Annotated in this window: 18 protein-coding genes; 6 read left to right on the top strand and 12 right to left on the bottom strand. The window is 75.1% G+C overall.

The genetic code is table 11. The features are described from left to right. Positions 1-57: 57 nt before the first annotated feature. Positions 58-2,127 (top strand): sigma factor-like helix-turn-helix DNA-binding protein, encoded by a 2,070-nt coding sequence (locus ACWDD9_RS15590; protein ID WP_449811805.1) that lies wholly within the window; start codon positions 58-60, stop codon positions 2,125-2,127. A 77-nt stretch (positions 2,128-2,204) separates the two neighbouring features. On the opposite strand, the gene sucD is transcribed toward ACWDD9_RS15590, so the two are convergent. The 5 genes from sucD to ACWDD9_RS15565 form a co-directional block, all read right to left on the bottom strand. After that, a complete protein-coding gene (sucD, locus tag ACWDD9_RS15585) occupies positions 2,205-3,095 on the bottom strand; it encodes a succinate--CoA ligase subunit alpha (protein WP_074003930.1) in 891 nt (296 codons plus the stop codon). Between the two features lie 18 nt (positions 3,096-3,113). Then, complete coding sequence (sucC, locus tag ACWDD9_RS15580; protein WP_049659288.1) at positions 3,114-4,286, bottom strand: ADP-forming succinate--CoA ligase subunit beta; 1,173 nt, start codon at positions 4,284-4,286, stop codon at positions 3,114-3,116. 302 nt (positions 4,287-4,588) lie between these two features. Then, positions 4,589-5,770, bottom strand: coding sequence for a VWA domain-containing protein (locus ACWDD9_RS15575; RefSeq protein ID WP_049659290.1), 1,182 nt, complete (start codon positions 5,768-5,770; stop codon positions 4,589-4,591). A 113-nt stretch (positions 5,771-5,883) separates the two neighbouring features. After that, positions 5,884-8,280, bottom strand: a complete 2,397-nt coding sequence (locus ACWDD9_RS15570; RefSeq protein ID WP_449811804.1) for a DUF5682 family protein — start codon at positions 8,278-8,280, stop codon at positions 5,884-5,886. Then, entirely contained in the window at positions 8,277-9,359 is a 1,083-nt protein-coding gene (locus ACWDD9_RS15565; RefSeq protein ID WP_049659200.1) for an ATP-binding protein, read from the bottom strand. Before ACWDD9_RS15565 ends, ACWDD9_RS15570 begins: the two co-directional genes overlap by 4 nt. A gap of 179 nt (positions 9,360-9,538) precedes the next feature. On the opposite strand from ACWDD9_RS15565, the gene ACWDD9_RS15560 reads away from it, so the two are divergent. Next, positions 9,539-10,834: an SWIM zinc finger family protein gene (locus ACWDD9_RS15560; RefSeq protein ID WP_449811803.1), complete on the top strand. Its 1,296-nt coding sequence runs from the start codon at positions 9,539-9,541 to the stop codon at positions 10,832-10,834. 235 nt (positions 10,835-11,069) lie between these two features. Next, complete coding sequence (locus ACWDD9_RS15555) at positions 11,070-12,665, top strand: DUF5691 domain-containing protein (protein ID WP_449811802.1); 1,596 nt, start codon at positions 11,070-11,072, stop codon at positions 12,663-12,665. A gap of 103 nt (positions 12,666-12,768) precedes the next feature. Here the strand turns inward: ACWDD9_RS15555 and ACWDD9_RS15550 are convergent, their stop codons facing one another. Continuing rightward, positions 12,769-13,173: a cobalamin B12-binding domain-containing protein gene (locus ACWDD9_RS15550; protein ID WP_049660544.1), complete on the bottom strand. Its 405-nt coding sequence runs from the start codon at positions 13,171-13,173 to the stop codon at positions 12,769-12,771. 347 nt (positions 13,174-13,520) lie between these two features. On the opposite strand from ACWDD9_RS15550, the gene ACWDD9_RS15545 reads away from it, so the two are divergent. Continuing rightward, positions 13,521-14,312 (top strand): M23 family metallopeptidase, encoded by a 792-nt coding sequence (locus tag ACWDD9_RS15545; protein WP_074003933.1) that lies wholly within the window; start codon positions 13,521-13,523, stop codon positions 14,310-14,312. A 40-nt stretch (positions 14,313-14,352) separates the two neighbouring features. Here ACWDD9_RS15545 and pcrA read toward each other — a convergent pair whose 3' ends face one another. From pcrA to ACWDD9_RS15530, 3 genes are all read right to left on the bottom strand, one after another. Further along, a complete protein-coding gene (pcrA, locus tag ACWDD9_RS15540; RefSeq protein ID WP_049658374.1) occupies positions 14,353-16,980 on the bottom strand; it encodes a DNA helicase PcrA in 2,628 nt (875 codons plus the stop codon). A 99-nt stretch (positions 16,981-17,079) separates the two neighbouring features. Next, positions 17,080-17,757 carry a LuxR C-terminal-related transcriptional regulator gene (locus ACWDD9_RS15535; protein WP_049658372.1) on the bottom strand — a complete coding sequence of 226 codons (678 nt, stop codon included), beginning with the start codon at positions 17,755-17,757 and terminating at the stop codon, positions 17,080-17,082. Next, positions 17,750-19,213 carry a PspC domain-containing protein gene (locus tag ACWDD9_RS15530; RefSeq protein ID WP_375877215.1) on the bottom strand — a complete coding sequence of 488 codons (1,464 nt, stop codon included), beginning with the start codon at positions 19,211-19,213 and terminating at the stop codon, positions 17,750-17,752. The genes ACWDD9_RS15535 and ACWDD9_RS15530 overlap by 8 nt, the downstream gene beginning before the upstream one ends. Before the next feature lie 134 nt (positions 19,214-19,347). On the opposite strand from ACWDD9_RS15530, the gene ACWDD9_RS15525 reads away from it, so the two are divergent. Continuing rightward, entirely contained in the window at positions 19,348-20,799 is a 1,452-nt protein-coding gene (locus ACWDD9_RS15525; protein ID WP_388044854.1) for a PspC domain-containing protein, read from the top strand. Then, a complete protein-coding gene (locus ACWDD9_RS15520) occupies positions 20,796-21,005 on the top strand; it encodes a hypothetical protein (RefSeq protein WP_049661234.1) in 210 nt (69 codons plus the stop codon). Before ACWDD9_RS15525 ends, ACWDD9_RS15520 begins: the two co-directional genes overlap by 4 nt. A 27-nt stretch (positions 21,006-21,032) precedes the next feature. On the opposite strand, the gene ACWDD9_RS15515 is transcribed toward ACWDD9_RS15520, so the two are convergent. From ACWDD9_RS15515 to ACWDD9_RS15505, 3 genes are all read right to left on the bottom strand, one after another. Then, entirely contained in the window at positions 21,033-22,046 is a 1,014-nt protein-coding gene (locus ACWDD9_RS15515; protein ID WP_449811801.1) for a Rieske 2Fe-2S domain-containing protein, read from the bottom strand. Between the two features lie 215 nt (positions 22,047-22,261). Continuing rightward, positions 22,262-23,857, bottom strand: a complete 1,596-nt coding sequence (guaA, locus tag ACWDD9_RS15510) for a glutamine-hydrolyzing GMP synthase (protein WP_049659666.1) — start codon at positions 23,855-23,857, stop codon at positions 22,262-22,264. A 1,012-nt stretch (positions 23,858-24,869) separates the two neighbouring features. Continuing rightward, positions 24,870-26,570, bottom strand: coding sequence for a proline-rich domain-containing protein (locus ACWDD9_RS15505; protein WP_449811800.1), 1,701 nt, complete (start codon positions 26,568-26,570; stop codon positions 24,870-24,872). Between the last annotated feature and the right edge of the window lie 201 nt (positions 26,571-26,771).

Below are 26,771 nucleotides of genomic sequence, written 5' to 3'. Positions count from 1 at the left end.
TATGCGCATTTTCAGACCCTGCCCCCAAGCCGCCGGCGCCCCGGCCCGGAGCGTCTGATGACCACGCCACCCACCGCCGACTCCCCCACCCCGGAGCGCCACCGCAAGCCCGACCAGGCCGGGACCGACGCGGGCCGCCTGCTGCGGAAGCTGACCCCCCGTGAGGCCCAGACCCTGGCCCACCTCGCGGCCGGCCACGACCTCCCCCGCACCGCCGCCGCCCTCGGGGTCACCCCGAACACCGCCCGCAGCTACCTCCAGCGCGCCCTGCGCAAGCTCGGCACCCGCACCGAGGCGGAGGCCTTCGCCCTGCTGGCGGGCGCGCTGCCGCACCCCCCGGACCCCGGCCCGACCGGGCGCCCCGCGAACCCCGCCGGCCTCGCCCCGGCCGCTGCCGGCCCCGGAGCGGGGGCAGAGGCGGGGGCAGGCGGGGACGCGACCGGGAAGCGGCGCCGCACCCGGAGCGGGAAGCCCGCCCCGGCACCCTCCGGCGACACCCTGCGGGCCGCCGCCGACGAGCGCGCGCGGACGGCCCGGCCGACGCGGGGCGTGGACGGCGGCGTGAGCCCCGGGGCTCCGGCCGAGGATCCGCGCCAGGCCTCCACAAGGGGCGCCACCCCCGGGCGCGCGCAGGGGGCGTGCACGCCCGCGCTCCCGACCGGAGGCGCCGCCGCGGACCACGGGCCGACGGCCCCTGCCGACCCCGGCCCACCCGGCGGCGGAGACGGGTCGGCGCCCCCTGCCGATCCCGGTCGGCACGCTGACGCCCCCGGCACCGGACAGGGCCGGACGGAGAACTCCCCGTCCGCGGACCCCGGCCACGCGCCGACGGCCACCCCGGACGCGGACGGCCGCGGCGGTGCTCCGTACCGGGCCCCGGCCGCGCAGGATGCCGACGGAGCGCAGCCGGCACCCGCCCCCGTGGAGCGCGCGTCCGCCGACCCCGGGCAGGCACCGAAGGAGCACGCCGCCCCCGCCGGACGCGGCCCCGTCAGCCCCGGCCGGGCGGCGCTGGCCGCCGCCGCGCCCTCGAGCGCGGAGGACGACCTCGACGCGGAGGCCCCGGCGGTCACCTTCGAGGAGCTCTACGAGACCGTCCACACCCGGCTGGTGCAGCAGGTGTTCCTGCTGACCGCCTGCCGGCACCGGGCGGTGCACTGCGTCCGGCGGGCGTTCGGGGAGGCGCGCCGGAGCTGGGGCGCGGTCACCGCTTCGGGGAACCCGGAGGGGTGGGTGCGGGTGCGCGCCTGCGAGCTGGCGCTGTCCCCGTGGCACCGGGGCGGGCCCCGGCGGTCGCACGCCTGGGGGCTGCCGCACCGGCGGATCAGGGTGCGGCCGGCCGACGAGTCGCAGGCGGTGCTGCCGGACCACGACCGGCTGACCGACCGGGACCGGGCGCTGCTGAAGGCGCTGAAGCGGCTGTCCCGCCCCCAGCGCCGGGCGCTGGTGCTGCACGACGGCCTGGGGTTCCCGGCGGCGGCGGTCGCGGTGGAGGTGGAGTCCACGCGGGCGGCGGCCGAGGGGCGGGTGTGGGCGGCGCGGGCGGCGCTGGCGCAGTGGGTGCCAGAGCTGGTCGGGCCGGATCCGGCGGAGCCGGGCTTCGCGGACGGGCTGAGCGGGCTGCTGCACCGGGCGGCGGTGCGCGGCTGCCCGGAGCCGCACCGTGCGCCGGTGGCGGTGCTGCGGGCCCGGCACCGGCTCTGGACGGCGAGCCGGACGGGTGCGGCGGCGCTGCTGACGCTCGCGGTGGGCGGGGCGGTGCTGGCGACCCTGGCGGGGGTTCGCCCGGCGGGGCTGTTCCGGCCGTCCGCCCCACCGACGCCCGCGGCCTGTCTGCCCGCCGCTCCGCCCGCCCCCGGGTCGGAGGCGGCGGACTCGGCGGACGCGGCGAACGCGGCGGGGCCGGGTGTGCCACTGCTGCCCGGCGGGGCGCCGAACGGCATCACCAGCATCTGGTGCAGCCCGGCGCCCGGTCTGGAGGCCGTCCTGGTGGATCCGCGGCCGCAGGCGGCCGCGCGCTGGGAGCTGCCGGCGGCGGCCCGGGGCGCCGCTCCCCCGCCGCAGGGCCCGGCGGCCTGTCCGCTGTGGTCGCCGCTGCCCTGCACCACGGGGCCGAGGGAGCGCTGAGCGACCGAGGGCGCGCCGGAAACGGCGAGCGCCCCCGCCCGGGGAGGGCGGGGGCGCTCGTCACGCGCGGGGCGGGATCAGCCCTGGGCGGCGATGATCTCGCGGGCCAGGCGGGCGGTCTCGGACGGCGTCTTGCCGACCTTGACACCGGCGGCCTCGAGGGCCTCCTTCTTCGCCTGGGCGGTGCCCGAGGAGCCGGAGACGATGGCGCCGGCGTGGCCCATGGTCTTGCCCTCGGGGGCGGTGAAGCCCGCGACGTAGCCGACGACCGGCTTGGTGACGTGCTCGGCGATGAAGGCCGCGGCACGCTCCTCGGCGTCGCCACCGATCTCACCGATCATGACGATGAGCTCGGTCTCCGGGTCCTCCTGGAAGGCCTTGAGCGCGTCGATGTGGGTGGTGCCGATGACCGGGTCGCCACCGATGCCCACGGCCGAGGTGAAGCCGATGTCCCGCAGCTCGTACATGAGCTGGTAGGTCAGGGTGCCGGACTTCGAGACCAGGCCGATCTTGCCGGAGCTGGTGATGTCGGCCGGGATGATGCCGGCGTTCGACTGTCCGGGGCTGATCAGACCCGGGCAGTTCGGGCCGATGATGCGGGTCTTGTTGCCCTTGGCACCGGCGTGCGCCCAGAAGGCGGCGGTGTCGTGCACCGGGACGCCCTCGGTGATGACGATGGCCAGGCCGATCTCGGCGTCGATGGCCTCGATCGCGGCGGCCTTGGTGAAGGCCGGCGGGACGAAGAGGACCGTGACGTCGGCGCCGGTCTTCTCCATGGCCTCGGCGACGGTGCCGAAGACCGGGATCTCGGTGCCGTCGACGTCGACCGTGGTACCGGCCTTGCGCGGGTTGACGCCGCCGACGATCTGGGTGCCGGAGGCGAGCATGCGGCGGGTGTGCTTCATGCCCTCGGCGCCGGTCATGCCCTGGACGATGACCTTGCTGTCCTTGGTAAGGAAGATAGCCATGGTGTTAAGTCCCCTTCCTTACTTGTTGGCCAGCTCGGCGGCGCGGTCAGCGGCGCCGTCCATGGTGTCCACGCGCTGCACCAGCGGGTGGTTGGCGTCGTCGAGGATCTTGCGACCCAGCTCCGCGTTGTTGCCGTCCAGGCGGACGACCAGCGGCTTGGAGACGTTCTCGCCCTTGCTCTCCAGGAGCGCCAGGGCCTGCACGATGCCGTTGGCGACCGCGTCGCACGCGGTGATGCCGCCGAAGACGTTGACGAAGACCGACTTGACGTCGGGGTCGCCCAGGATGATCTCCAGGCCGTTCGCCATCACCTCGGCGGACGCGCCGCCACCGATGTCGAGGAAGTTGGCGGGCTTGACGCCGCCGTGGTTCTCACCGGCGTAGGCGACCACGTCGAGGGTGCTCATGACGAGGCCCGCGCCGTTGCCGATGATGCCGACCTGGCCGTCGAGCTTGACGTAGTTCAGGCCCTTGGCCTTGGCGGCGGCCTCCAGCGGGTTGGCCGCGGCCTTGTCCTCCAGGGCCTCGTGCTCGGGCTGGCGGAACTCGGCGTTCTCGTCCAGGGAGACCTTGCCGTCGAGCGCGATGATCTTGCCGTCACCGGACTTGATCAGCGGGTTGACCTCGACGAGGAGGGCGTCCTCCTTGATGAAGACGGTCCACAGCTTCTGCAGGACCTCGGCGACCTGGTCGGCGACCTCGGCCGGGAACTTCGCCGCGGCGACGATCTCGGCGGCCTTCTCCGGGGTGCAGCCCTCGTTGGCGTCGACCGGGATCTTGGCGAGCGCCTCGGGGTTCTGCTCGGCGACGACCTCGATCTCCACGCCGCCCTCGACGCTGGCCATGGCCAGGAAGGTGCGGTTGGTGCGGTCCAGCAGGAACGAGACGTAGTACTCGTCCTTGATGTCCGCGGTCTGGGCCAGCATCACCTTGTGAACGGTGTGGCCCTTGATGTCCATGCCGAGGATCTGCTCGGCCTTGGCGACGGCGTCCGCCGGGTCGGCGGCGAGCTTGACGCCGCCGGCCTTGCCTCGGCCGCCCACCTTCACCTGAGCCTTGACGACGGCGCGGCCGCCGAAGCGCTCCGCGATGGCGGCAGCGTCTGCGGCGGTCTCGATGACATCGCCGTCAAGCACGGGCACACCGTGCTTGGCGAAGAGGTCCCTCGCCTGGTACTCGAACAGGTCCACGTGTTTGTCCTTGTTCGTGGTCGCGGATTGTGTCTCTACGAGCGTGCCACGGCAGGATCTTCGCTGCGGGTCGTCGGGGCGGTGCGGGTACGCAGAGGTACGGCCTTGCGGCCCACACAGCCACGGGCGCTCACGTCAATCAACACGCGCGTCACGTCCGTCTGGCAGGTTATCCCCGCAGGGCCGGGCAGTTCCGCCCGGGGCCTGTCCACCCCGGGTGAGAACCGTCACAAACAGCCCGGCGGGACGGGGTGGACGGCCGGTCCGCCGATCACGCGGATTAGCGCGTCCGGGTGAATTCCTCACGCCCCCTGGTCGGCCCCCCTGATCAGGCCCCGCGGGATCGGGCGCTTCTCGATGGCCGCCGCCATGATCTCCGGGAACGCGTCCGGGGTGCAGGCGAAGGCCGGGGCACCGAGCGAGGCCAGGGCGGCGGCGTGCGCGTGGTCGTACGCCGGGGCCCCCTCGTCGGAGAGCGCCAGCAGGGCGATGAACTGGACGCCGGCCGCCTTCATCGCGGCGACCCGCTTGAGCATGCCGTCCCGGATGCCGCCCTCGTACAGGTCGCTGATCAGCACCACGACGGTCTCGGAGGGCCGGGTGATCCTCGACTGGCAGTAGGCGAGCGCGCGGTTGATGTCGGTGCCGCCGCCGAGCTGGGTGGCGAACAGGACGTCGACCGGGTCGGTGAGCTGCTCGGTGAGGTCGACCACCGAGGTGTCGAAGACGACCAGGCGGGTGTCCAGGGTGCGCATCGAGGAGAGCACCGCGCCGAAGACCGCCGAGTGGACGACCGAGGGCGCCATCGAGCCGGACTGGTCGACGCAGAGGATGACGTCCTTCTTCACGGCGCGCTGGGCGCGGGCGTAGCCGACCAGCCGCTCGGGGACGACGGTGCCGTGCTCGGGCAGGTAGTTCTTCAGGTTGGCCCGGATGGTGCGGTCCCAGTCGATGTCGCGGTGGCGGGGGCGGTTGACCTTGGCGCTGCGGTCGAGGGCGCCGCCGAGGGTGGCCCGGGTGCGGTCGGCGAGCCGGCGCTCCAGGTCGGCGACCACCTTGCCGACCACCGCCCGGGCGGTCTCCCGGGTGGTCTCGGGCAGCGCGTGCTTGAGCGACAGCAGGGTGCCGACCAGGTGCACGTCCGGCTCGACGGCCTCCAGCATCTCCGGCTCCAGCAGCAGCCGGTCCAGGCCGAGCCGGGAGATCGCGTCCTGCTGCATCAGCTGCACGACGGTGGACGGGAAGTACGTGCGGATGTCGCCCAGCCAGCGGGCCACCTGCGGGGCCGAGCCGCCCAGCCCGGCACTGCGGCGGCCGCCGCGGGCGGCCCGGGCGCCCTCCTCGGGGGCGCCGCGGTAGAGCGCGCCGAGGGCGCCGTCCATCGCGGCGTCGCGGCCGCGCAGGGTGCAGCCGGTGCCGTCGGCCTCACCGCCGAGCACCAGCCGCCAGCGGCGCAGCCGTTCGTCGGTCGTGGGCGCTGCCATCTCGTCCTCCTTCGCCGGGTCGGGCGTCATGGGTCGGGTGTCGTGGGTGTCGGGTGTCTTGGGTGTCGGGTGTCACGGGTGGGGCGCACGGGCCGGGGGTCGTGGGCCGGGGGTCAGGTGTCCCGGCCGGCGGCCTGCCGGGGGATCGTCGGACGGATCCCGAGCAGCAGGGCCACCACGGGGACGGCGGCGTCGGCGCGGGCCCGGTCCAGCTCGCCGGCCTCGGCCCGGACGGCCGGGAGCTCGTCGAGCGGACCGGCCGCGACCCGGCCGCCGATGGTGGTGCGCACACCCGCCTCCAGGGCGGCGAAGGTGCGGCGCAGCAGCGGCAGGACGTCGGTGAAGACCTCGTCGCCCACCCCGGTCAGCCACTCGTCCAGCAGGGCGAGCAGCCGCGGGTCGTGCAGCAGCAGGGCGCCGCCGCCGGTCAGGAAGCCCTCGACCCAACCGGCCGCGTCCGCCGGGGCGTTGGCGACGGAGAGGACCAGTCGGAGCCGGCGGCCGGCCTCCTCGGAGTCGAGCCGGCCGTCGTCCAGCAGCAGTCGCACGGCCCGGCCGCGCAGCAGCCCGGGGGCTCCGGTGGCCGGTCCGCCGGCCGGCTCGCGGCGGGCCAGCGAGCCCAGGGCGGCGGCCCAGCGGTCGGCCAGGCCGGCCAGGCCGTCGGGCTCCGGCACGGCGTCGGCGGCGGTGGCGGCAGCGGTGTCGGCGGCGGTGCCCGGATCGGCGGCCAGCAGGCCGATCGCGCCGTGCACCTCGTCGAGGCGGCCGCGCATCGTCGCCGCGCCCTCGGCGTCCAGGCCGACGCAGGCGGGCGGCAGCCCGACGCAGATCCGCTCGGCCAGGCCCGAGGCCGCCCCGGCCAGCGCGCCGTGGTCGGTGCCGCGCACGTCGCCGTAGCGCAGCGCCCGGACCAGGGCGGGCAGCGCGCCCGCGAGGTGCGCGACGTCGGTGTCCAGGGCCGCGCAGTCGGCGAGCACCCGCATCACGGCGGGCAGGGCGCCGGACAGCCCGGCCAGCAGGCAGGTCTCCACCAGGCCGGTCAGTTCGGCGAGTTCCTCGGCGGCCCGGGCGGTGCCGACGGCCTTGTTGGCCGCCGCCTCCTCGACCGTGGTGCCCCACTGGGCGGCCTCGGCGATCCGGACCGCGAACTCGGGCTGCCAGCACAGCCGCCAGCTCTCCCGGAACGTCCCGGTCGAGTTCACCGAGGAGCGCGCGGGCACGCCCCAGTCCACGCCCAGCAGCCGCAGCCGGTGCAGCAGCCGGGAGCGGGCCGCGTCGTTCTCCTTGCGCAGGTCGAGGTCGACGTCCTTCGGCGCGGCCTCGGGCTTGAGCCGCAGCGAGCGCTGCAAGCGGGTCAGGTCGCGCTGGAGCGGCACCGCCGGTGCGGCGTCCGGGACCTCGCCGAGCGCGTCGCCGACCACCAGGCGGTCCCGGACCAGCTCCAGGGCGACGTCCGAGCCCTCGCAGAGCACCGCGCGCACGGCGTCCAGGGTCTCGGTCAGCCCGGCGAGCGGGCGGCCGCGCAGCACGGCCAGGGTCTCGGCGAGCCGGACCGCCTCGATCACGTGCGCGGAGGAGACCGGGTGGTCCTCGGCGCGCAGCAGGTCGGCGGCCCGGGTGAGCCAGCGCGGCACCGGGTCCCCGTCGGTGGTGAACAGGTGGTGGTACCAGCCGGGCGACTGCACGCCCGCGCCGTAGCCGGTGGCCTGGGAGAGCCGGCGGTGCGTCCACGGCACCCAGGTGATGTCCGTACGCACCTTCTTCGGCAGCCCGGCGAGCAGCGCCCGGTCGTGGGCGACGGTGGGCATCCGCTCCAGCGCGGGGACGTGGAAGGCCCCGCAGACCACGGCGATCCGCAGGTGCCCGGCGCGCCGGGCGGCGCGGATCTGCTGGCGCATGTACGCCTCGCGCAGCTGGTCCCGGCGGGACTCGCCGAGGCCCTCGGCGCGCAGCGCGCCCATCGCCTCGGCGACGGCGGCGAACGGCGCCAGCGCGTCGGTGCCGGGCGCGCGGTGCTCGACCACGTCCTCCCACCAGCGCTCGGCGTCGTCGTGCCCGGCCGCCTCGGCGAGCAGCGCCAGCGGGTCGGCGACCGGGTCGGCGCCGGCCTCCTCGGCGTCGTCCTCCTCGGCGTCGCCGGCCTCACCGTCCTCGGCAGGAACGGCGGGACCGACGGGCTCGGCGGGCGCGAAGCCGTACGCGGCGGGCAGGTCGATGAAGCGGACCGGCAGGTCGTGGTCCACGGCGTGGCGGATCGCCACCCACTCCGGGGAGAACTCGGCGTACGGCCAGAAGGCGGCCTTCGCCGGGTCGTCCACCGCGTGGGCGAGCAGCGCCACCGGCGGGACCAGGTCCTTCTCGGCCGCCAGGTGGACGATCGCGTCGGCCTCCGGCGGGCCCTCGATCAGCACCGCGTCCGGCCGCCACTGCGCCAGCGCGGCGGCCACCGCCCGGGCCGAACCGGGGCCGTGGTGGCGGATGCCCAGCAGGGCGACCTCAGGGCTCGTCATACGGTCACCTCGCGGGCGGCGCGGTAGAAGTCCTTCCAGCCGTCGCGCTCGCGCACCACTCCTTCGACGTACTCGCGCCAGACGGCCCGGTCCGCCACCGGGTCGCGGACGACGGCGCCGAGGATGCCGGCCGTCACGTCCCCGGCCCGCAGCACGCCGTCGCCGAAGTGGGCGGCCAGCGCGAGCCCGTTGGTCACCACCGAGATCGCCTCGGCGGTGGAGAGGGTGCCGCTCGGGGTCTTGACCTTCGTCCGGCCGTCCACCGTGATCCCGGCCCGCAGCTCGCGGAAGACGGTGACCACGCGCCTGATCTCCTCGGCGCCGCCGGGCAGTTCGGGCAGGTCCAGGGAGCGGCCGAGCTGGCCGACCCGCCGGGTGACGATGTCGACCTCCTCGTCCAGCGAGCCCGGCAGCGGCAGCACCACGGTGTTGAAGCGGCGGCGCAGCGCGCTGGACAGCTCGTTGACGCCGCGGTCGCGGTCGTTGGCGGTGGCGATCACGTTGAAGCCGCGTACGGCCTGCGTCTCGGCGCCCAACTCCGGTATCGGGAGCGTCTTCTCGGACAGGATGGTGATCAGACTGTCCTGCACGTCGGCCGGGATGCGGGTGAGCTCCTCGACCCGGGCGATCTTCCCGTCGGCCATCGCCCGCATCAGCGGCGAGGGCACCAGGGCGTCCCGGCTGGGCCCGTTGGTGAGCAGCTGCGCGTAGTTCCAGCCGTAGCGGACGGCCTCCTCGGGGGTGCCGGCCGTGCCCTGCACCAGCATCGTGGAGTCGCCGCTGATCGCCGCGGCCAGGTGCTCGGACACCCAGGTCTTCGCGGTGCCCGGCACGCCGAGCAGCAGCAGCGCCCGGTCCGTCGCCAGGGTCGTCACGGCGACCTCGACGATCCGGCGCGGGCCGATGTACTTGGGGGTGATCCGGGTGCCGTCGGGCAGTTCGCCGCCGAGCAGGTACGTCGCCACGGCCCACGGCGAGAGCTTCCAGCGCTCGGGGCGCGGACGGTCGTCCTGCGCGGCCAGCGCGGCCAGTTCACCGGCGAACGCGTCCTCGGCGTGCTGCCGCAGAACGTCGGTCATGGGGGCTCCTTCGGGTCGGCCGCCGGGCACACGGGTGCCCCGGGCGGAGTGGTGATCGGGGGGAGCCAGGTCGGCGTCCCGGCCTGTGGAACCAACCCTGCACCGAGCCACTGACAACCCGCCGGGGGCTGCGGACGGGCCGTCAGCCACTGTCAGTGCCGCCGCCTACGGTCGGTCGCATGGAGGAACGCTGGAGCACCGAACACGTCCTGTCCCTGGCACCTGACGCCGCCTCGCAGAAGGCCGCGGGCAAGCTCTCCGCGCCCGCGCCGTGGTCCGGCACCGGCACCGACGGCACCGCGCTCTGGGGCGAGTGCAAGGGCAGCGGCCGCACGCCGTACCGCACCGCGATCGAACTCGCCACGCCCGCCTACCAGTGCACCTGCCCCAGCCGGAAGTTCCCGTGCAAGCACGCGCTCGGGCTCCTCCTGCTGTGGAGCGGCACCCCGGCGGCCGTCCCGGCCGGCGAGCCCGCCGACTGGGTCTCCGAGTGGCTCGCCTCCCGCCAGGAGCGCGCCGAGAAGCGCGCGGAGAAGAAGGAGGAGGACCCGGAGGCCACCCGGCGCCGGCTCGAGAAGCGCGGCGCCAAGGTCGCGGTCGGCGCCGCCGAGCTGCGGCTGCGGCTGGCCGACCGGGTCCGGCACGGCCTGGCCGACCAGTCCACCGCCGGCCCCTGGGAGGAGGTCGCCGCCCGGATGGTCGACGCGCAGGCCCCCGGCCTGGCCGCCCGGGTCCGCGAACTGGACGCGCTGCCGCAGGAGCGGCTGCTGGAGGAGTACGCCATGCTGCACCTGCTCGCCACCGCCGCCACCCGGATGGACGAACTGCCGGCCGAACTGGCCGCCACCGTCCGCACCCGGGTCGGCTTCCCCGCTGACCCCGGCACGGCCGGCCCCACCGTCCGCGACCGCTGGCTGGTCCTCGGCACCCGGGACACCACGGACGAGCGGCTCACCACCCGCCGGGTCTGGCTGCGCGGCGCCAAGACCGGCCGCCCGGCCCTGCTGCTCTCCTTCGGCCACCAGGGCCAGGCCCCCGCCCTCGCCCTGCCCACCGGCCGCCTGGTCGAGGCCGACCTCGCCTACTTCCCCGCCGCCCACCCGCTGCGCGCCGACCTCCGCGAGCGCTACGGCGCCCCCGAGCCGGGCCCCGCCGGCCCGCCCGCCGGGCTCACCGTCGCCGAGGCGGTGGCCGGCTACGGCACCGCCGTCGCCGACGACCCGTGGCTGGAGAGCCGGCCCACCGTGCTCGGCGACGTCGTCCCGGTCCGCACCCCGGACGGCTGGTTCCTGACGGACGGCCACCACACCGTGCCGGTCCGCACCTCGGCCGTCCCGGAGGCCGCGCTGTGGCGGCTGGCCGCGGTCTCCACCGGCCGCCCGCTGACGGTCTTCGGCGAGTACGGCCACCAGGGCTTCGCCCCGGTCACGGCCTGGGCCGCCGACCAGCGCCCGGTCGGCCTCACCAACGTTTAGGGCGTGTCTTGTGGATCCCTGCCGGGCGCGCGACGCTCCCCCAGCCTTCGGCCGGGAGGTACCCCCAGGGCACAAACGCACCTCGCCGCGTTGTCGTCGGTCGCCAATGGCCCCCAGCCTTCGGCCGGGAGGTGCCCCCACCGCAGTGGCTCCCTCCTCCGCCTTGCGATGCACGCACCCCAACGCCGCGCCCTGATCCGACAAAACCCACAAGACACGCCCAGGAGCACCAGGAATGACGATCACCCAGGACCCGTGGGAGACCCTGCACACCAGCGCCCTGCTCGGCACCGACCGCCGTCCGCTCCCGGCCACCGCCCTGCCGCTCGCCGACGCCGTGGACCAGGGCGATCCGGCCACCGCCCTGCTGGAGCTGGCCGCGCTGGCCGCCGTCCGCCGCCGGGCCGGCGCGCTGCCCGTACCGGCCGACGGGCCGCCCGGCCCGCCCGCGGCCGAGGACACCCGCCCGGAGCTGCCCGAGCCGGCCGCCCGCCGGCTGGCCGTCCTGCTCTCGGGGCGCACCGGCGGCGGCACCGGCGCCGGCGGCACCCTGGCCAACCTGTCCGAGCTGCTGCCGCAGTGGCTCGCCACCGCCCGGGCGAGCGGCCTGCGCCCGCCCGCCGCGCTGATACCCGGCCTGCTCGACGCCGCCCGCGCCCGCAGCGAACTGCGCTCCGACGCCGTGGCGTTGGCCGGTCCGCCGGGCCGCTGGCTGGCCGAGCAGAACCCCGACTGGCGGTTCGTGCTGCGCACCACCGCCCCCGAGCTGCCGCAGCGGCCCGCCGACGACCGGCTCTGGCACGAGGGCCTGTTCGCCGAACGGGTCACCCACCTCACGCAGCTGCGCCGCCGCGATCCCGCGGCCGGCCTGGAGCTGCTGCGCGGCACCTGGTCCACCGAGCGCGCCGAGGACCGCCTGCTCTTCCTGGACGCCCTCCAGGACGGCCTCTCCCCCGCCGACGAACCGTTCCTGGAAGCCGCCCTCGGCGACCGCAGCAAGAACGTCCGGGCCACCGCCGCCGAGCTGCTCTCCACCCTGCCCGGCTCCGCGCTGGCCCGCCGGATGGCCGAGCGGGCGCGGGCCGCCGTCCGGCTCGCCGACACCGGCACGCACCTGCTGGTCACCCCGCCCACCGCGTGCGACGCCCAGATGCAGCGCGACGGGATCGCCCCCAAATCGCCCACCGGGCGCGGTGAACGGGCCTGGTGGTTCGGCGAGTTGGTGGCCGCCGCACCGCTGTCGCTGTGGCCGGAGAGCACCGGGCTGACGCCCGGGCAGCTGCTCGCCCTGCGGGTCGGCGACAGCATCGACGAGACCAGCAGCAGCTGGGCCGACGACCTGCGGGAGGCCTGGGCGCGGGCCGCCGTCCGCCAGCAGGACGCCGACTGGGCCCGGGCGCTGCTCGGCCCGGCCCCGGTCCCGTCCGGGCGCGGCGCCCGGACCCGCGCGCTGCGCACCACCGGCGCCCCGGCCAAGCTGCTGGCCGTCCTCCCGCCGGAGGAGCGGGCGGTCTGGACGGCCGCGTTCATCACGGTGCACGGGCTGGGCGAGGCCTTCCAGCTGCTCGGCGCCTGCGCCACCCCGTGGACGCCGCCGCTGTCCACCGCCGTGGTGACCGCCCTGGCCCGGGCGGCGGCCTCCGGGGCGTACCCGTGGAGCCACAGCGGGGTGCTCGGGATGACGGAGCGCGCGCTCGCCCCGGAGACGGCCGCCGCGGTGGAGGAGCTGGCCGCCGGGGCCGCCCCGGACTCCGCGTGGTCCGAGACCTTCTCCCGGCTGGCCGGCACCCTGCGCTTCCGGGCGGCGATGCTCGCGGAGCTGGCGGGCTGAGGGCGGGCCGGGCCCGCGGTACGCCTCCGAAGACGACGGAGACGACGGAGACGACGGAGCGGGCCGGCCCCCGGGAGGGCCGGCCCGCTCGACGCGCCGTGGCTCAGCCGGCCCGCAGGTTCGACTCGACCCAGGCGACCACGTCCCGGGTCGGCGTGCCCGGGGTGAAGATGTCCGCGACGCCCAGCGCCTTGAGCTCGGCGATGTCCTCGTCCGGGATGATCCCCCCGCAGAAGACCTTGATGTCCTCCGCGTCGCGCTCCTTCAGCAGCTCCAACACCCGGGCGCACAGCGTCATATGGGCACCGGAGAGGATCGACAGCCCGATGCCGTCCGCGTCCTCCTGGATCGCGGTGTCGACGACCTGCTCGGGCGTCTGGTGCAGTCCGGTGTAGATGACCTCCATACCGGCGTCGCGCAGGGCTCGCGCGATGACCTTGGCACCACGGTCGTGACCGTCGAGCCCGGGCTTGGCGACCACCACACGGATCGGCCCCGACACACTCATGACTGCCTCCTGGACCTCGTCGTCCACCATCCGACCGGGCCTCGTGGGCCGCCGGCGCGGTTAACGGTCGATAACCAACCTGAGGGGAGGTTAGCGCTCCCCGGCACGGTTGACCGCGCCGCCTCCGAAGAGGAGGGCAAAGTCACAGCTCCGGGCCTTGCTACCAGCGGGTATACCCGTCCTTCCCGCAACCTCCGCACAGACCCCCCGGCCGACCCCTTGACATCCGGAGGTTTTTCCGGGGCGTCGTCCTTGGGACTACAGTCACGGCTGCCCTTGGGACTACAGTCACGGCTGTTCTCCCCTCGTCCGACGACGCCCGAGGCCCACCGAGGAGGCAGCCCCCGATGGCTCCCGATGCAGCCGCCCGTCCGACCCGCGCGGAGCTGCGCCTCGCCGCCCGCGAGCAGTCCCGTGCCCAGCGCCGCGGCGCCGCCAAGGCGGCCACCCGGACGGCCCTGTTCCGGGTCGCGCTGCCCTCGGTGGCCGCGCTCGGGGTGGCCGCCGCCGCGGCGGTCACCGTGCAGGGGGAGGCCGACCAGCAGCGCGCCCAGGCCGCCGGACGGACGCCGCAGGCCACGGCGCCGGACACCGCGGCCGCGCACGCGGCGACCCAGGCGCTCGCGGCCGGCGCACCGGCCCAGGCCTCGCGCGGCGACGCCCGCCAGCCGCTGGCCGGCGCCCAGCCCACCGAGGCCCCCACCGCGCAGCCCACCGCCGAGCCCGCCCCCGAACCGGTGAAGCCCACGGTGGTCATGCCGGTCGCCCGGCACGGCCTCGGCGAACTGTTCGGCGAGGCCGGCACCCACTGGGCCAACCGGCACACCGGCATCGACTTCCCGGTGGACGGCGGCTCCGAGGTCTACGCCGTGACCGACGGCACGATCCGCACCCAGTGGAACCCGTTCTACGGCTACATGACGATCCTCAAGATGCCCGACGGCACCGAGGCCTGGTACTGCCACCTGCGGGCGTACAAGGTGCGCAAGGGCCCGGTGAAGCAGGGCGACGTGATCGCCTTCGTCGGCAGCAGCGGCAACAGCACCGGCCCGCACCTGCACTTCGAGATCCGGCCGCAGGGCAACGGGCCGATCGACCCGCTGCCCTGGCTCCTCTCGAACGGGCTGGACCCGCGCTAGCGGGTCGGAGCAGCTCCGCGGAGCAGAGCTGCTCCACCGCTCAGAGCTTCTCCACCGGCGCGTAGCGCAGCAGCAGCTGCTTGCGCCCGTCGGTGCCGAAGTCGACGGTGGCCTGCGCCCGGTCGCCGACGCCCGTGACGGCCACCACCGTGCCCAGCCCGAAGCTGTCGTGGGTGACCCGGTCGCCGACCGCGAGCGAGACCGCCTCGCGCTCCACCAGCTGGCCGCCGCGCCGCGCCGACTGCCCCCAGCCGGCCTTCGGCTTGGCCGCCGCGGCCGACGAGGAGGAACGCGAACTCCCGCCCCCGGACGAGGACTTGCCCCAGGACGAGCCCGAGGAGTAGCCGCGCTGGACCGGCGCCTGGGCCGCCCCGGTGCGCTTCCACTCCACCAGCGTCTCCGGGATCTCCTCCAGGAACCGCGAGGCCGGGTTGTAGGCCGGCTGCCCCCAGGCGCTGCGCAGCACCGAGCGGGTCAGGTACAGCCGCTCGCGGGCCCGGGTGAGCCCGACGTACGCGAGCCGGCGCTCCTCCTCCAGCTCCTTGACCTGGTTGAGCGCCCGCATGTGCGGGAAGATCCCGTCCTCCATGCCGGTCAGGAAGACGACGGGGAACTCCAGGCCCTTGGCGGTGTGCAGGGTCATCATCGTGATGACGCCCTGCCCGTCCTCGTCGTCGTCCGGGATCTGGTCCGAGTCGGCGACCAGCGCGACCCGCTCCAGGAAGTCGGCCAGCGAGCCGACCGGCGGCGTGCCCTCCTCGTCGGCGTCCGGCCGCTCGCCCGGGTCCTGCTCGTACTCCAGGGCGACGGAGGCGAGCTCCTGGAGGTTCTCCACCCGGGTCTCGTCCTGCGGGTCGGTGGAGGCCTGGAGCTCGGCCAGGTAGCCGGTCTCCTCCAGGACGGCCTCCAGCACCGCCGCCGGGCCCGCGCCCGACTCGACCACCTGGCGCAGTCCGGCCATCAGGGTGTTGAACTTCTTGACGGCGTTGGCCGAGCGCGCGGCCATCCCGTACGCCTCGTCGACCCGCACCAGCGCCTGGGCGAAGGAGATCCGCTCCCGCGAGGCCAGCGCGTCGATCATCGCCTCGGCCCGCTCGCCGATGCCGCGCTTGGGCACGTTGAGGATCCGGCGCAGCGGCACGGTGTCCTCCGGGTTGGAGAGCACCCGCAGGTACGCCAGGACGTCCCGGACCTCCTTGCGCTCGTAGAAGCGCACCCCGCCGACGACCTTGTACGGCAGGCCGACCCGGATGAACACCTCCTCGAACACGCGGGACTGGGCGTTGGTCCGGTAGAAGATCGCGACGTCGCCGGGCTTGGCCTCGCCCTTGTCGGTGAGCCGGTCGATCTCGTCGGCGATGAACTGGGCCTCGCCGTGCTCGTCGTCCGCGACGTAGCCGACGACCTTCTCGCCGTGGTCCCCGGCCGTCCACAGCTTCTTCTCGCGGCGGTTGGCGTTGCGCTCGATGACGGCGTTGGCGGCGCTCAGGATGGTCTGGGTGGAGCGGTAGTTCTGCTCCAGCAGGATCGTGGTCGCGTTCGGGTAGTCCTCCTCGAACTGGAGGATGTTGCGGATGGTCGCGCCGCGGAAGGCGTAGATCGACTGGTCCGCGTCACCGACCACGCACAGCTCGGCCGGCGGCACCTCGGCCAGCCGCCCGGCCGCCGGGTTCACCAGCTCCCCGTCCACGGTGCGCCTGGGCGCGGCGGCGACGGATCCTCCGCTGAGCTCCCGGACCAGCATGTACTGGGCGTGGTTGGTGTCCTGGTACTCGTCGACCAGGATGTGCCGGAACCGGCGCCGGTAGTGCTCGGCGACGTCGGGGAAGGCCTGCAGCAGGTTCACCGTCGTCATGATGATGTCGTCGAAGTCCAGCGCGTTGGCCTCGCGCAGCCGCCGCTGGTAGAGCGCGTACGCCTCGGCGAGCTTCTTCTCCATCGGGTTGGCGGCCTGGTCGGCGAAGGTCTCCTCGTCGATCAGCTCGTTCTTGAGGTTGCTGACCTTCGCCGTGAACGACTTCGGCGGGTACTGCTTCGGGTCCAGGTCGAGGTCGCGGCAGACCAGCGACATCAGCCGCTGCGAGTCGGCCGAGTCGTAGATCGAGAAGCTGGAGGTGAAGCCCAGCTGCTTGGACTCGCGGCGCAGGATGCGCACGCAGGCGCTGTGGAAGGTGGAGACCCACATCGCCCGGGCGCGCGGGCCGACCAGCGCCTCGACGCGCTCGCGCATCTCGCCGGCCGCCTTGTTGGTGAAGGTGATCGCCAGGATCTCCCCCGGCTGCACCCCGCGGGCGCCCAGCAGGTGGGCGATCCGGTGGGTCAGCACCCGGGTCTTGCCCGAGCCGGCGCCGGCCACGATCAGCAGCGGCGAGCCCGCGTGCAGCACCGCCTCGCGCTGCGGGTCGTTCATCCCCTCCAGCAGCTGCGCCGGGTCCACCACCGTCCGCGCGGCACCGTTGCGGTACCAGGCGTCCCGCTCCGCCTCGGCGGCGTGGTCGGTCTGGAACAGGCCGTCCGGGATGGCCTCCTCGTACGCGTCGTACGGGGCCTCCTCCTCGTACGGCGGGGGCTCCTCACCGATGGCGTCGACGGGCGCGTCGGGCTGCTTCGACCCGGCGGCGGGTGCCTCGAAACCGGGGAGCGGAAGGTCGTCAAAGAGGCTACTCATGGCACATCGAGTCTATGGCCACCCACCGACAAGCCCGCCCGCCCCGGACGATCCGGGGCGGGCGGGCTCCGTGGCGGCGCCCCAGGACGCCGGGGTGCCTCAGACCAGGCGGCGGGCGGTGGCCCAGCGGGTCAGCTCGTGGCGGTTGCTGAGCTGGAGCTTGCGCAGGACGGCGGAGACGTGGCTCTCGACCGTCTTCACCGAGATGAAGAGCTGCTTGGCGATCTCCTTGTAGGCGTAGCCGCGGGCGATCAGCCGCAGGACCTCGCGCTCGCGCTGGGTGAGCCGGTCCAGGTCCTCGTCCACCGGCGGGGTGTCGGTGGCGGCGAAGGCGTCCAGCACGAAGCCGGCCAGCCGGGGCGAGAACACCGCGTCGCCGTCGGCGATCCGGAAGATCGCGTTCACCAGGTCGGTGCCGGTGATGGTCTTGGTGACGTAGCCGCGCGCGCCGCCGCGGATGACGCCGATGACGTCGTCGGCGGCGTCCGACACCGACAGCGCCAGGAACTTCACCCCGCCCTGCTCGCCCATCACCCCGACCGAGCGGCGCAGCACCTCGACGCCGCCGCCGCCCGGCAGGTGGACGTCGAGCAGCACCACGTCCGGCCTGGTCTCGGCGACCACCCGGACCGCCGAGTCCACGTCGTCGGCCTCGCCGACCACGTCGATGCCGGTCACCTCGGTGCGGCCGATCTCGGCCCTGACCCCCGTCCGGAACATCCGGTGGTCGTCCACCAGCACGACCCGGGCCGTGCGCTCCGGAGCTGCCTCAGTCATTCGTTCTCTCCATCTCCAGCTCGACCTCGGTGCCGCCGCCCGCCGCCGGCCGCACCCGTGCGGTGCCGCCGTTGCGCTTCATCCGGCCGATGATCGACTCCCGTACGCCCATCCGGTCCTCGGGCACCGTGTCGGGGTCGAAGCCGGGGCCGTGGTCGCGGACGAACACCGACACCGTCCTCCCCTCGACCTCGGCGTAGACCTGGACCGGTCCCCCGCCACCGTACTTGGCCGCGTTGACGGTCGCCTCCCTCGCGGCCTGCATCTGGGCCGCGATCCGCTCGTCCATCGGGCAGTCGCCGACGATCACCAGCTCGACCGGGACGCCGTGCCGGTCCTCGACCTCGGCGACGGCGGCCCGCAGGCTCTCCGCCATGGTGTCCGGCGCGGCCTCGGCGGCGGCCTCCGGGCGGTACAGCCACAGCCGCAGCTCGCGCTCCTGCGAGCGGGCCAGCCGCAGCACCTCCTTGGGGTCCTCGGCCCGGCGCTGGATCAGGGTCAGGGTGTGCAGCACGGAGTCGTGGATGTGCGCGGCGATCTCGGCGCGCTCCTGGGCCCGGATGCGGGCGGTGCGCTCGGCCCCGAGGTCCTGCCAGAGCCGCAGGCCGTACGGGCCGAGCAGCACCAGCACACCGGCCAGCACGGCGAGCGAGGCCTCGATCACCGAGGCGAGCGTGGAGCCGCTGCCCTGCATGGCGAGCAGCGCGATGGTGCCCGCGACGGCGAGCAGCACGCCGGTGCCGACCCGGGTGTAGGCGCCGCGCCGCTTCTCACCCTCCTCGATGCCGAACCAGCGCTGCCAGCGCGAGTCGTCGGCCTGCCGCCAGACCAGCGCCACGCCGACGCCGATCGCCAGCAGCGGCCAGGTGTACGGCTTGGCGGTCTGCCAGCCGAGCACGTTGAGCAGGGCGATCACGCCGACCACCGTCATCACCAGGGCGGCGAGCTGGCCGAGGCCGCCCTGCCCGGCCTTGCCGGCCGACTCGGCCTCCTCCCCCTCCGCCGGGGCGCCCACCGGCTCGCCCTGCAGGGTGAGCTGGAGCAGTCGGCGCATCCGGCCCACCCAGCCGCCGGCCTGGCCGGCCTTGCTCAGCAGGCCGCCCTGCACCCCCGGCGAGGCCGGGACGAACGCCCCGTTGAAGTACACCCACTGGGCGCCGGCGCGCTGCGAGGGCTCGCCGATGCCGATCGGCACCACGAACCAGAACGCGGCGTACAGCAGCGCGCCGATCCCCTGCGCGAAGAACAGCACGACGAAGGCGATCCGCACCCACCGCACCGGCAGCCCGAGGTGCACCGCCAGGCCGTGCGCGACGCCGCCCAGCATCCGTCCCTGCGGGCTGCGGTAGAGCCGGCGGTAGGGGGGCCGCCCGTCGTCGGGCGCGCTCGGGTCGGCGCCGGCCGACGACGCGGTGTCGGGGGCGATGGATCGGGGATCGGTACCGGGGGCTGCCACGCCACCGATGGTTCCACGCGGGCACCCGCGGGCGCATCAGGGTGTGTCCCCATCCCGTATCAGGGACAAGTCAGGGTACGGACAGGGCTCGACCCGGTTGGGCCGGGCGGTCCTCTGCCGGAAGGATGGTGTCCATGACCGAGGACCCCCGCATCGAGGAAACCGGGCCCGCCGCCCCGCCGGAACCGGACCGCCCGCCACTGACCAGGACCGAGCACCACCGCGTGGTGGCCGGCGTCTGCGGCGGCCTCGGCCGGCACCTGGACATCGACCCGGTGGTCTTCCGGGTTGTCACGGTGGTGCTCTGCCTCTCCGGCGGCCTCGGGCTGTTCCTGTACGGCCTGGCCTGGCTGATCGTCCCGACCGACGACGGGGCCAAGGGCCGCGGCGGGCGCACCGAGCTCCAGCGGGTGCTCACCGGGCGGGTGGACGGCCAGTCGGTCGGCGCGGTGCTGCTGACCGTGATCGGCACCGGGGTCTTCTTCTCCTCGATGGGTGACGGCGGCCAGCTGTTCCCGCTGCTGCTGCTCGCCGCCCTGGTCTTCCTGGCGGTGCGCTACGACCCGGACCGCCGCCGGGGCCGGGGGCGCGAGCACCGGAACGGCGGCCCGTACGACCGCCACTTCCCCGGGTCCGAGGGCACCGGCGGCACCGCCGCGGACGGTGCCGGGGCCTACCGCTGGCCGCGGCCGGAGCAGGACGGGTCCGCCCGGGCCGCCGGGAAGGCCCCCGCCGACGGCGCCGGCGGCTACCTGTGGGACCCGCGCCACCCGGAGCGCAACCCGTACGGGGCCACCGCCCCGGCCGCCCCGACCCCGCCCCACGGCACGCCGACCCCGCCGTACGGCACCCCGGTGCCGCCGGCCGGCACCCCGGCCCAGCCCTGGTGGCAGCGCGCCGACCTGCCGGAGGGCGACCCGCTGCGCAAGGAGGGCGCGAAGCGCCGCCCCGAGGCCGCCGCCGCACGGCGCCCCCGGGAGCGCTCGGCACTCGGCTTCTTCGGCTTCCTGCTGGCGATCGGCGCCGCCGCCGCGGTCTGGTCCGCCTCCGTCGACCGCGGCCACAACCCCACCGTGCTGAGCGCGACGGTGCTGGCCACCGCGCTGCTGGTGGTGGGCCTGACGCTGCTGGTCGGCGCGAAGTTCGGCCGGGCCCGGCGGCTGGCGGTGACCGGTCTGCTGCTCACCCTGGCGCTGGCCTTCGTCGGCCACTCGCCGGACTCCGTGCGCGACGCGGTGGGCGACCGCGCCTGGACCGTCGCCTCGGCGTCCGACCTGCACGACCGGTACAACCTGGGCGCCGGGGAGATCAGGCTGGACCTGTCCGGACTCGACCCGGCCGGGGCCGCCCTCGCCACCAAGGTCGACCTGGGCGTCGGCGACATGACCGTCACCGTGCCGGACGACGTGACGGTGAACCTGGTGACCCGGATCGGCCTCGGCAACGTCGCCCTCCCCGGTGACCGGAGCGACGGCACCGGGCGGCACACCTACCTGATCGGCCCTGCCAACGGGCAGCCGGCCAAGGGGACCCTCAATCTCGAACTCGGGATCGGGCTCGGCAACATCAAGGTGGTCCAGCAGTGAGGAAGCACCGGCTCGACCTGTTCTCGCTGATCGCGGGCGCGCTGTTCACGGTGATCGCCGTGCTCTACCTGGTCGCGGCGCTCAACGACCAGTCGGTGAACGGGCGGATCGTCATCCCGGTCACCTTCATCGTGCTCGGCGTCGGCGGCCTGGCCGGCGCGGTCGCGGCGGTGGCCCGGCGCGGCCGGCCCGACCGCGAGGAGTGACCCGCCCCGCCCGACCGCCCCGGGCCGTCAGCTCTGCTGCGGGCCCAGGGTCAGCCGGTCCCCGTCCTTGCTGACGGCGTACCTGGGCAGCGGCTTGACCGCCGGCCCGTTGACCACCGCGCCGGTCGCGGCGTCGAACCGGGAGCCGTGGCAGGGGCAGTACAGCTGGCCGTTCTTCGGCGCGTCCACGGCGCAGCCCGCGTGGGTGCACACGGCGGAGAAGGCGCAGTACTGGCCGGCCTTGGGCTGGACGATGTAGACGGCGTCCCCGGTGGCCGGGTCCTTGACCTGGGCCGAGCCGCCGACCGGCACGCTCGCGGCGGGCACCGCGGGGGCCGGGGCGCCGGAGGCCGGGGCCGCCGACTGCTTGGGCGCGGCCGTCCGGTCCCGGCCGAAGGTGCGGGTCAGCGAGCCGGTGAGCAGCCCGGCCCCGCCGATCGCGACGGCCGCGATCCCGCCGTCCACCAGGGCCCGGCGCTTGACGTGGTCCTCGCCCAGCCCGCGCTCGCGGTCCCGCCCGGCCCGGCGGGCCAGGTAGCCGTCCACCGACAGGTACGGCGTGCCGGCCAGCAGCAGCGGCGTCCAGGCCATCAGGTAGGCCAGGTCGTTGCCGAGGTAGTACGGCGAGACGCTCCAGCTGACGGTCAGCCACAGGCTGAGGTTGAGCAGGGCGCCGCCGAGCGCGGCGGCCCGGCCCCAGAGGCCGACCAGGGTGCCGAGGCCCACCGCCAGCTCGCCGAAGGCGATGGCGAGCGCGAACAGGGTCGGGTGGTCGAGGGCGGGGCCGAGCAGGAAGGAGATCGGGCTGCCGCCCGCCTTGGCGGCCTGGGTCTGCGAGACGAAGGAGGCCGGGTCGCCCGCTCCGGCCAGGAAGTGGGCGTCGGAGAGCTTGTCGAGGGCGGCGTAGACGAACGTGACGCCGAGGAAGAGCCGCAGGGGCAGCAGCGCGTACCTGGACGCGAGCGCCCTCCGCTGCGCCGCCCGGGCGGCCCGGCCGGCCGCTCCCCCACCGGCCGGCACCGGGTTGCTGGCCTCCGACATCCCTCACACCTTCCCTCGCCGCCCGCCACTCCCTGACAGGTCCGGTCCGCATTCTGCCCGCTCCCGACCGCTTTCGGTGGGAGGTCCCTCCCGGAGAGCGGCGCCCGCACCGCGAAACGGCCGCGCCGTCGCTCCCTTCAGTACGGGAACGACGGCGCGGCCGTTCAGGCATCGGCCTCAGGACGAGGAAGCGCCCCGGCGGCCGGTGGGAGGGGTCACTCCCACTCGATGGTGCCCGGCGGCTTGCTGGTGACGTCGACGACGACGCGGTTCACGTCGCGGACCTCGTTGGTGATCCGGGTGGAGATCTTCGCCAGCACGTCGTACGGCAGGCGCGACCAGTCGGCGGTCATGGCGTCCTCGGACGAGACCGGGCGCAGCACGATCGGGTGACCGTAGGTGCGGCCGTCGCCCTGCACGCCCACGCTGCGGACGTCGGCGAGCAGCACGACCGGGCACTGCCAGATCTCGCGGTCCAGACCGGCCGCGGTCAGCTCCTCGCGGGCGATCGCGTCGGCGTCGCGGAGCAGGTCCAGACGCTCCTTGGTGACCTCGCCGACGATCCGGATGCCCAGGCCCGGGCCCGGGAACGGCTGGCGCTGGACGATCTCCTCCGGCAGGCCCAGCTCCTGGCCGACCATCCGGACCTCGTCCTTGAACAGCTTGCGCAGCGGCTCGACCAGCTGGAACTGGAGGTCCTCGGGCAGGCCGCCGACGTTGTGGTGGGACTTGATGTTGGCGGTGCCCTCGCCGCCGCCGGACTCCACCACGTCCGGGTACAGGGTGCCCTGGACCAGGAAGTCGACCGACTCGCCGTGCTCGCCGGCCTCGGCGATGATCTCGGCCTGGGCCTGCTCGAACACGCGGATGAACTCGCGGCCGATGATCTTGCGCTTCTCCTCGGGGTCGGTGACCCCCTTCAGCGCGTTCAGGAAGCGCTCGGAGGCGTCGACGACCTTCAGCTGGACGCCGGTGGCGGCCACGAAGTCCTTCTCGACCTGCTCGGTCTCGCCCTTGCGCATCAGGCCGTGGTCGACGTAGACGCAGGTCAGCTGGTCGCCGATGGCGCGGTTGACCAGCGCGGCCGCGACCGCGGAGTCCACGCCGCCGGACAGGCCGCAGATGGCGCGCTTGTCGCCGACCTGCTCGCGGATCAGGGCGACCTGCTCCTCGACCACGCTGCCGGTGGTCCAGGTGGGGGCGATGCCGGCGCCGCGGTAGAGGAAGTGCTCCAGGATCTGCTGGCCGTGGTCGGAGTGCAGCACCTCGGGGTGGTACTGGACGCCGTACAGCCGGGCCTCGTCGTTCTCGAAGGCCGCGACCGGGACCAGGTCGGTGGAGGCGGTGACGGCGAAGCCCTCCGGGGCGGCCGAGCAGGCGTCGCCGTGCGACATCCACACCGAGTGCTGCGCCGGGACGCCCTCGAACAGGGTGGAGCCGCTGCGGGAGACGGTCAGCGGGGTGCGGCCGTACTCGCGGGCGCCGTTGTTGTCGACGGTGCCGCCGAGGGTCTTGGCCATCAGCTGGAAGCCGTAGCACATGCCGAAGACCGGGACACCGGCCTCGAAGATCGCGCGGTCGATCTGCGGCGCGCCCTCTTCGTAGACCGACGACGGGCCGCCGGAGAGGATGATCGCCTTGGGGTTCTTGGCGAGCATCTCGGCGACCGGCATGCTGCTCGGCACGATCTCGCTGTAGACCCGCGCCTCACGCACCCGACGGGCGATGAGCTGGGCGTACTGGGCGCCGAAGTCGACCACCAGAACGGGGTCGTTGTCCGGCGCGGACTGGACGGGAATTGCAGAGGACACAGACGGCCTTCCGGCAGCGGTATCGAGGTGCCCGCGCGTGACCGCCTCCCCGGCAGGGGGGCTGCGGCTGCGGCGGACGGTGTGGGGTGTCTGGACACCGATTCTACCGGGCTGTCCGGTTTCACTCGTCTGCCCGTCCGAACGACCGTGACCGGGCGGGGCGGCGGTTCGTTGCTTCCTACGAACGTACGGCCGCGCCGCGTCCGCCAGACGCGCCGCCCGCCCCCGCGGGGGCACCGCCGTACGGCAGCAGGACCACGCGTGGAGTTCCATCCCAGTCCACCGGCGCACGTGGTGCCGCCGCCCGGCCCGCCGGGCAGCGGCACCGTGGGACCGTGCGCGGGTGCCGCGGCCGGCCAGCAGGGGACAGCGACCCCGGCCGCGACTGGGCCGAGAGGTGGGACGGCCGGAGTCCGGGGACGCCCGGGGCCGGCCGTCGCACCCCCGGTCCGGTCCGGTGCGCGCCCGGGCGCACTCCCCCTTCACCCCGCGCCGCTACGCGCGTCCCCGTGCGCCACAACCATCCGGACCACTACGCACCGTGATCATCGGCGGCGGCCCCGGCAGGAAATGCTCTGTGCCGAACTGTGCCGAACCGGTTGCAGAGCGAGCCCTCCGTCCAGCACGATGCTCGTTGTACGCGGTTCTCCCGGCGCCTCACGGCTCACCGAGGGGGCCCGCGACGGCGTTCTCCGCAGCCGCGCCACGGAAGGCGGCCGCGGTTCCTCAGTTCACGCTCCGTGAGCGTAGGACCGGCGCAGACCTGTGCGCCGAGCCACCGCGCACGGGCGTGCGCGCCCCGCGCGGCCGGCCACCCACGCCGGAGCCGCGCGGCGCGCCCCGAAGCCGACCGACCCGACGGCGCTCCTCCCCCGGCGCCGTCACCCCAGCACCGGCGCGGCCCTGACGCCGAGTGCTGAACGACAAAGGGCCCCGTTCCCCCGCGGGGCCCTTTGCCCTTTCCTCTTCCTCAGGGATGCGCGCTCAGGGACGCGCGCTCAGGGGTGCCCGCTCAGGGGTGCTCGCGCCACACGCTCGGGTCGACCGGCTCCTCGGCCGGAGGCGGCGGCACCGCGCCGGGCACGGGCGTCCCGCCGGTCGGGGCGGGCGGCTCCTCGTGCGAGCCGAGCACCTCGCTCACCCCGCCGCCGGGGGCGAACGGCGCGTCCTGCGGCGCGGCGGCCCGCGGCGGCACCCCGTGCCCCGGAACGCCCTGAGCCGGCACCCCTTGGGCCGGCACCCCCTGGGCCGGAACGCCGTACGGCGGCGTCGCGTACGGCACCTGCGGCGGCACCGCCGGATGGGGCACCGTGCCCCGCCCCGGGGCGAACGGGGACTCGGCGTACGGCACGGCGCCCTGCGGCGCACCCGCGCCCCGGCCGCGGAAGGCCGCCAGCAGCGGCGGCACCAGCAGCGCGCCGGCCAGCGCCCAGACCGCGTTGGCCACCAGCACGCTCACGAAGGCCGGCCCGCCCGACTCCTCCTGGGAGATCTCCATCCGCGCCGAGCCGATCCAGCCCGAGCTGGACGTGGTCCGCGTCATCAGCACGCCGGAGACCGTCATCAGCAGGGTGAGCGCCCCGGCGTGCACGGCGGCCAGGCGCAGCCGGTCGGCCGCGTCCAGCCCCCGCCGGAACGCCACCCGGCCGAGCAGGGCCGCCGAGACGAGCGCGAGCAGCCCGGCCCAGCGCCAGTCGCCGGTCAGGTCGTGCAGGTCGAAGAAGGAGAAGTCGGTCTCGCTGCTGCGGTCGCCCCAGGAGGAGTCGCCGCGGGAGCCGTCGCTGCCGGACAGGCCGGAGTGCGCCCGGAAGGTCGCCCCCGAGCCGAAGCCGAGCAGGTTGAGGCCGAGGTTGGGCAGGAAGGCCAGCGAGATCCCGGTCTGCGCCCCGCTCTCGCTGGTGGCCGCGACCAGGACGAAGGCCGTCACCGAGGACAGCCCGACCGTGACCGCCAGCGCCTGGCCGGCGGCCAGCGCGGACACCGCCCAGCCGCGCACCGCGCGGCTGCGCCAGGCGGCCCAGCGCAGCGCGTCGGTGCCGTGGACGAGGAAGGCCAGCAGGCCGGCCAGCACCGCGGTCCAGGCGACCGCCTCCAGCCAGCCGGAGCCCGCCGTGATCAGCGGTTGACCGGACTTCTGGGCGCCGGAGCCGAAGTCGCCGAAGTAGTCGGGTTTCGCGGCGCGGCCCGAGGGGTTCCATTCGGTGCCGCCGAGCAGCCCGAGCAGTCCGCTCACCGCCGCGAGGACCAAGGCGGTGCGCAGCGCCTCGGCGGCGGCCTGGCCCCGGGTGAGCTGGCCCACCACGGCCTTGCGCCGGCGCAGCCCGGCCCGCAGGCCGAGCCAGAGCGCCAGGCACCACAGGACGGTGACGGTCATCGGCAGCACCCGGAGGGCGATCTCCAGCCGGTCGGTCCGGTCGTGGCCCAGCGGGCTCTGGTACCCGAGCCGGAACGGTGCGCCGAGCGCGTTCAGGGCCATCGACACCGCCGAGCCGAAGCGCTCGCCGAAGCCGGCCGACTGGAACCGGTACTCGTACTGGTAGTCGCTCGGGATCGCCGCGACGAGCGCGGCGGCCAGCAGGACGAGGGTCGGCGCGACGGCCACCTTGACGGCCGGGCGCCAGTCCGCGGCGGTCAGCAGGCGCTGGAAGGCGGGCTGCTTGTCGTACTCCTGCCCGGCACCCCAGCTGCCCAGGGCGGGCGGGACCGCGGCCACCGGCCCGTACCCGGGCTGGGGTCCGTACCCCGGCTGCGGTCCGTACGGCGGCGGGACGGGCGGAGCCGCACCCGGCGGAGGCGGCGGGACGGCGGGCGGGACGGCGGCCGCCGGGGCAGGGGGCGCGAACGGCCGACCGCACGACCCGCAGGCGGGCGCCCCCTCCTCCGAAGTCGCCCCGCACGATGTGCAGTTGGCCAT

It is taken from the genome of Kitasatospora sp. NPDC001119, assembly GCF_053598475.1.
Note: the sequence above shows the minus strand (reverse complement) of the source record. Positions and strands in the feature narration are given on the sequence as shown.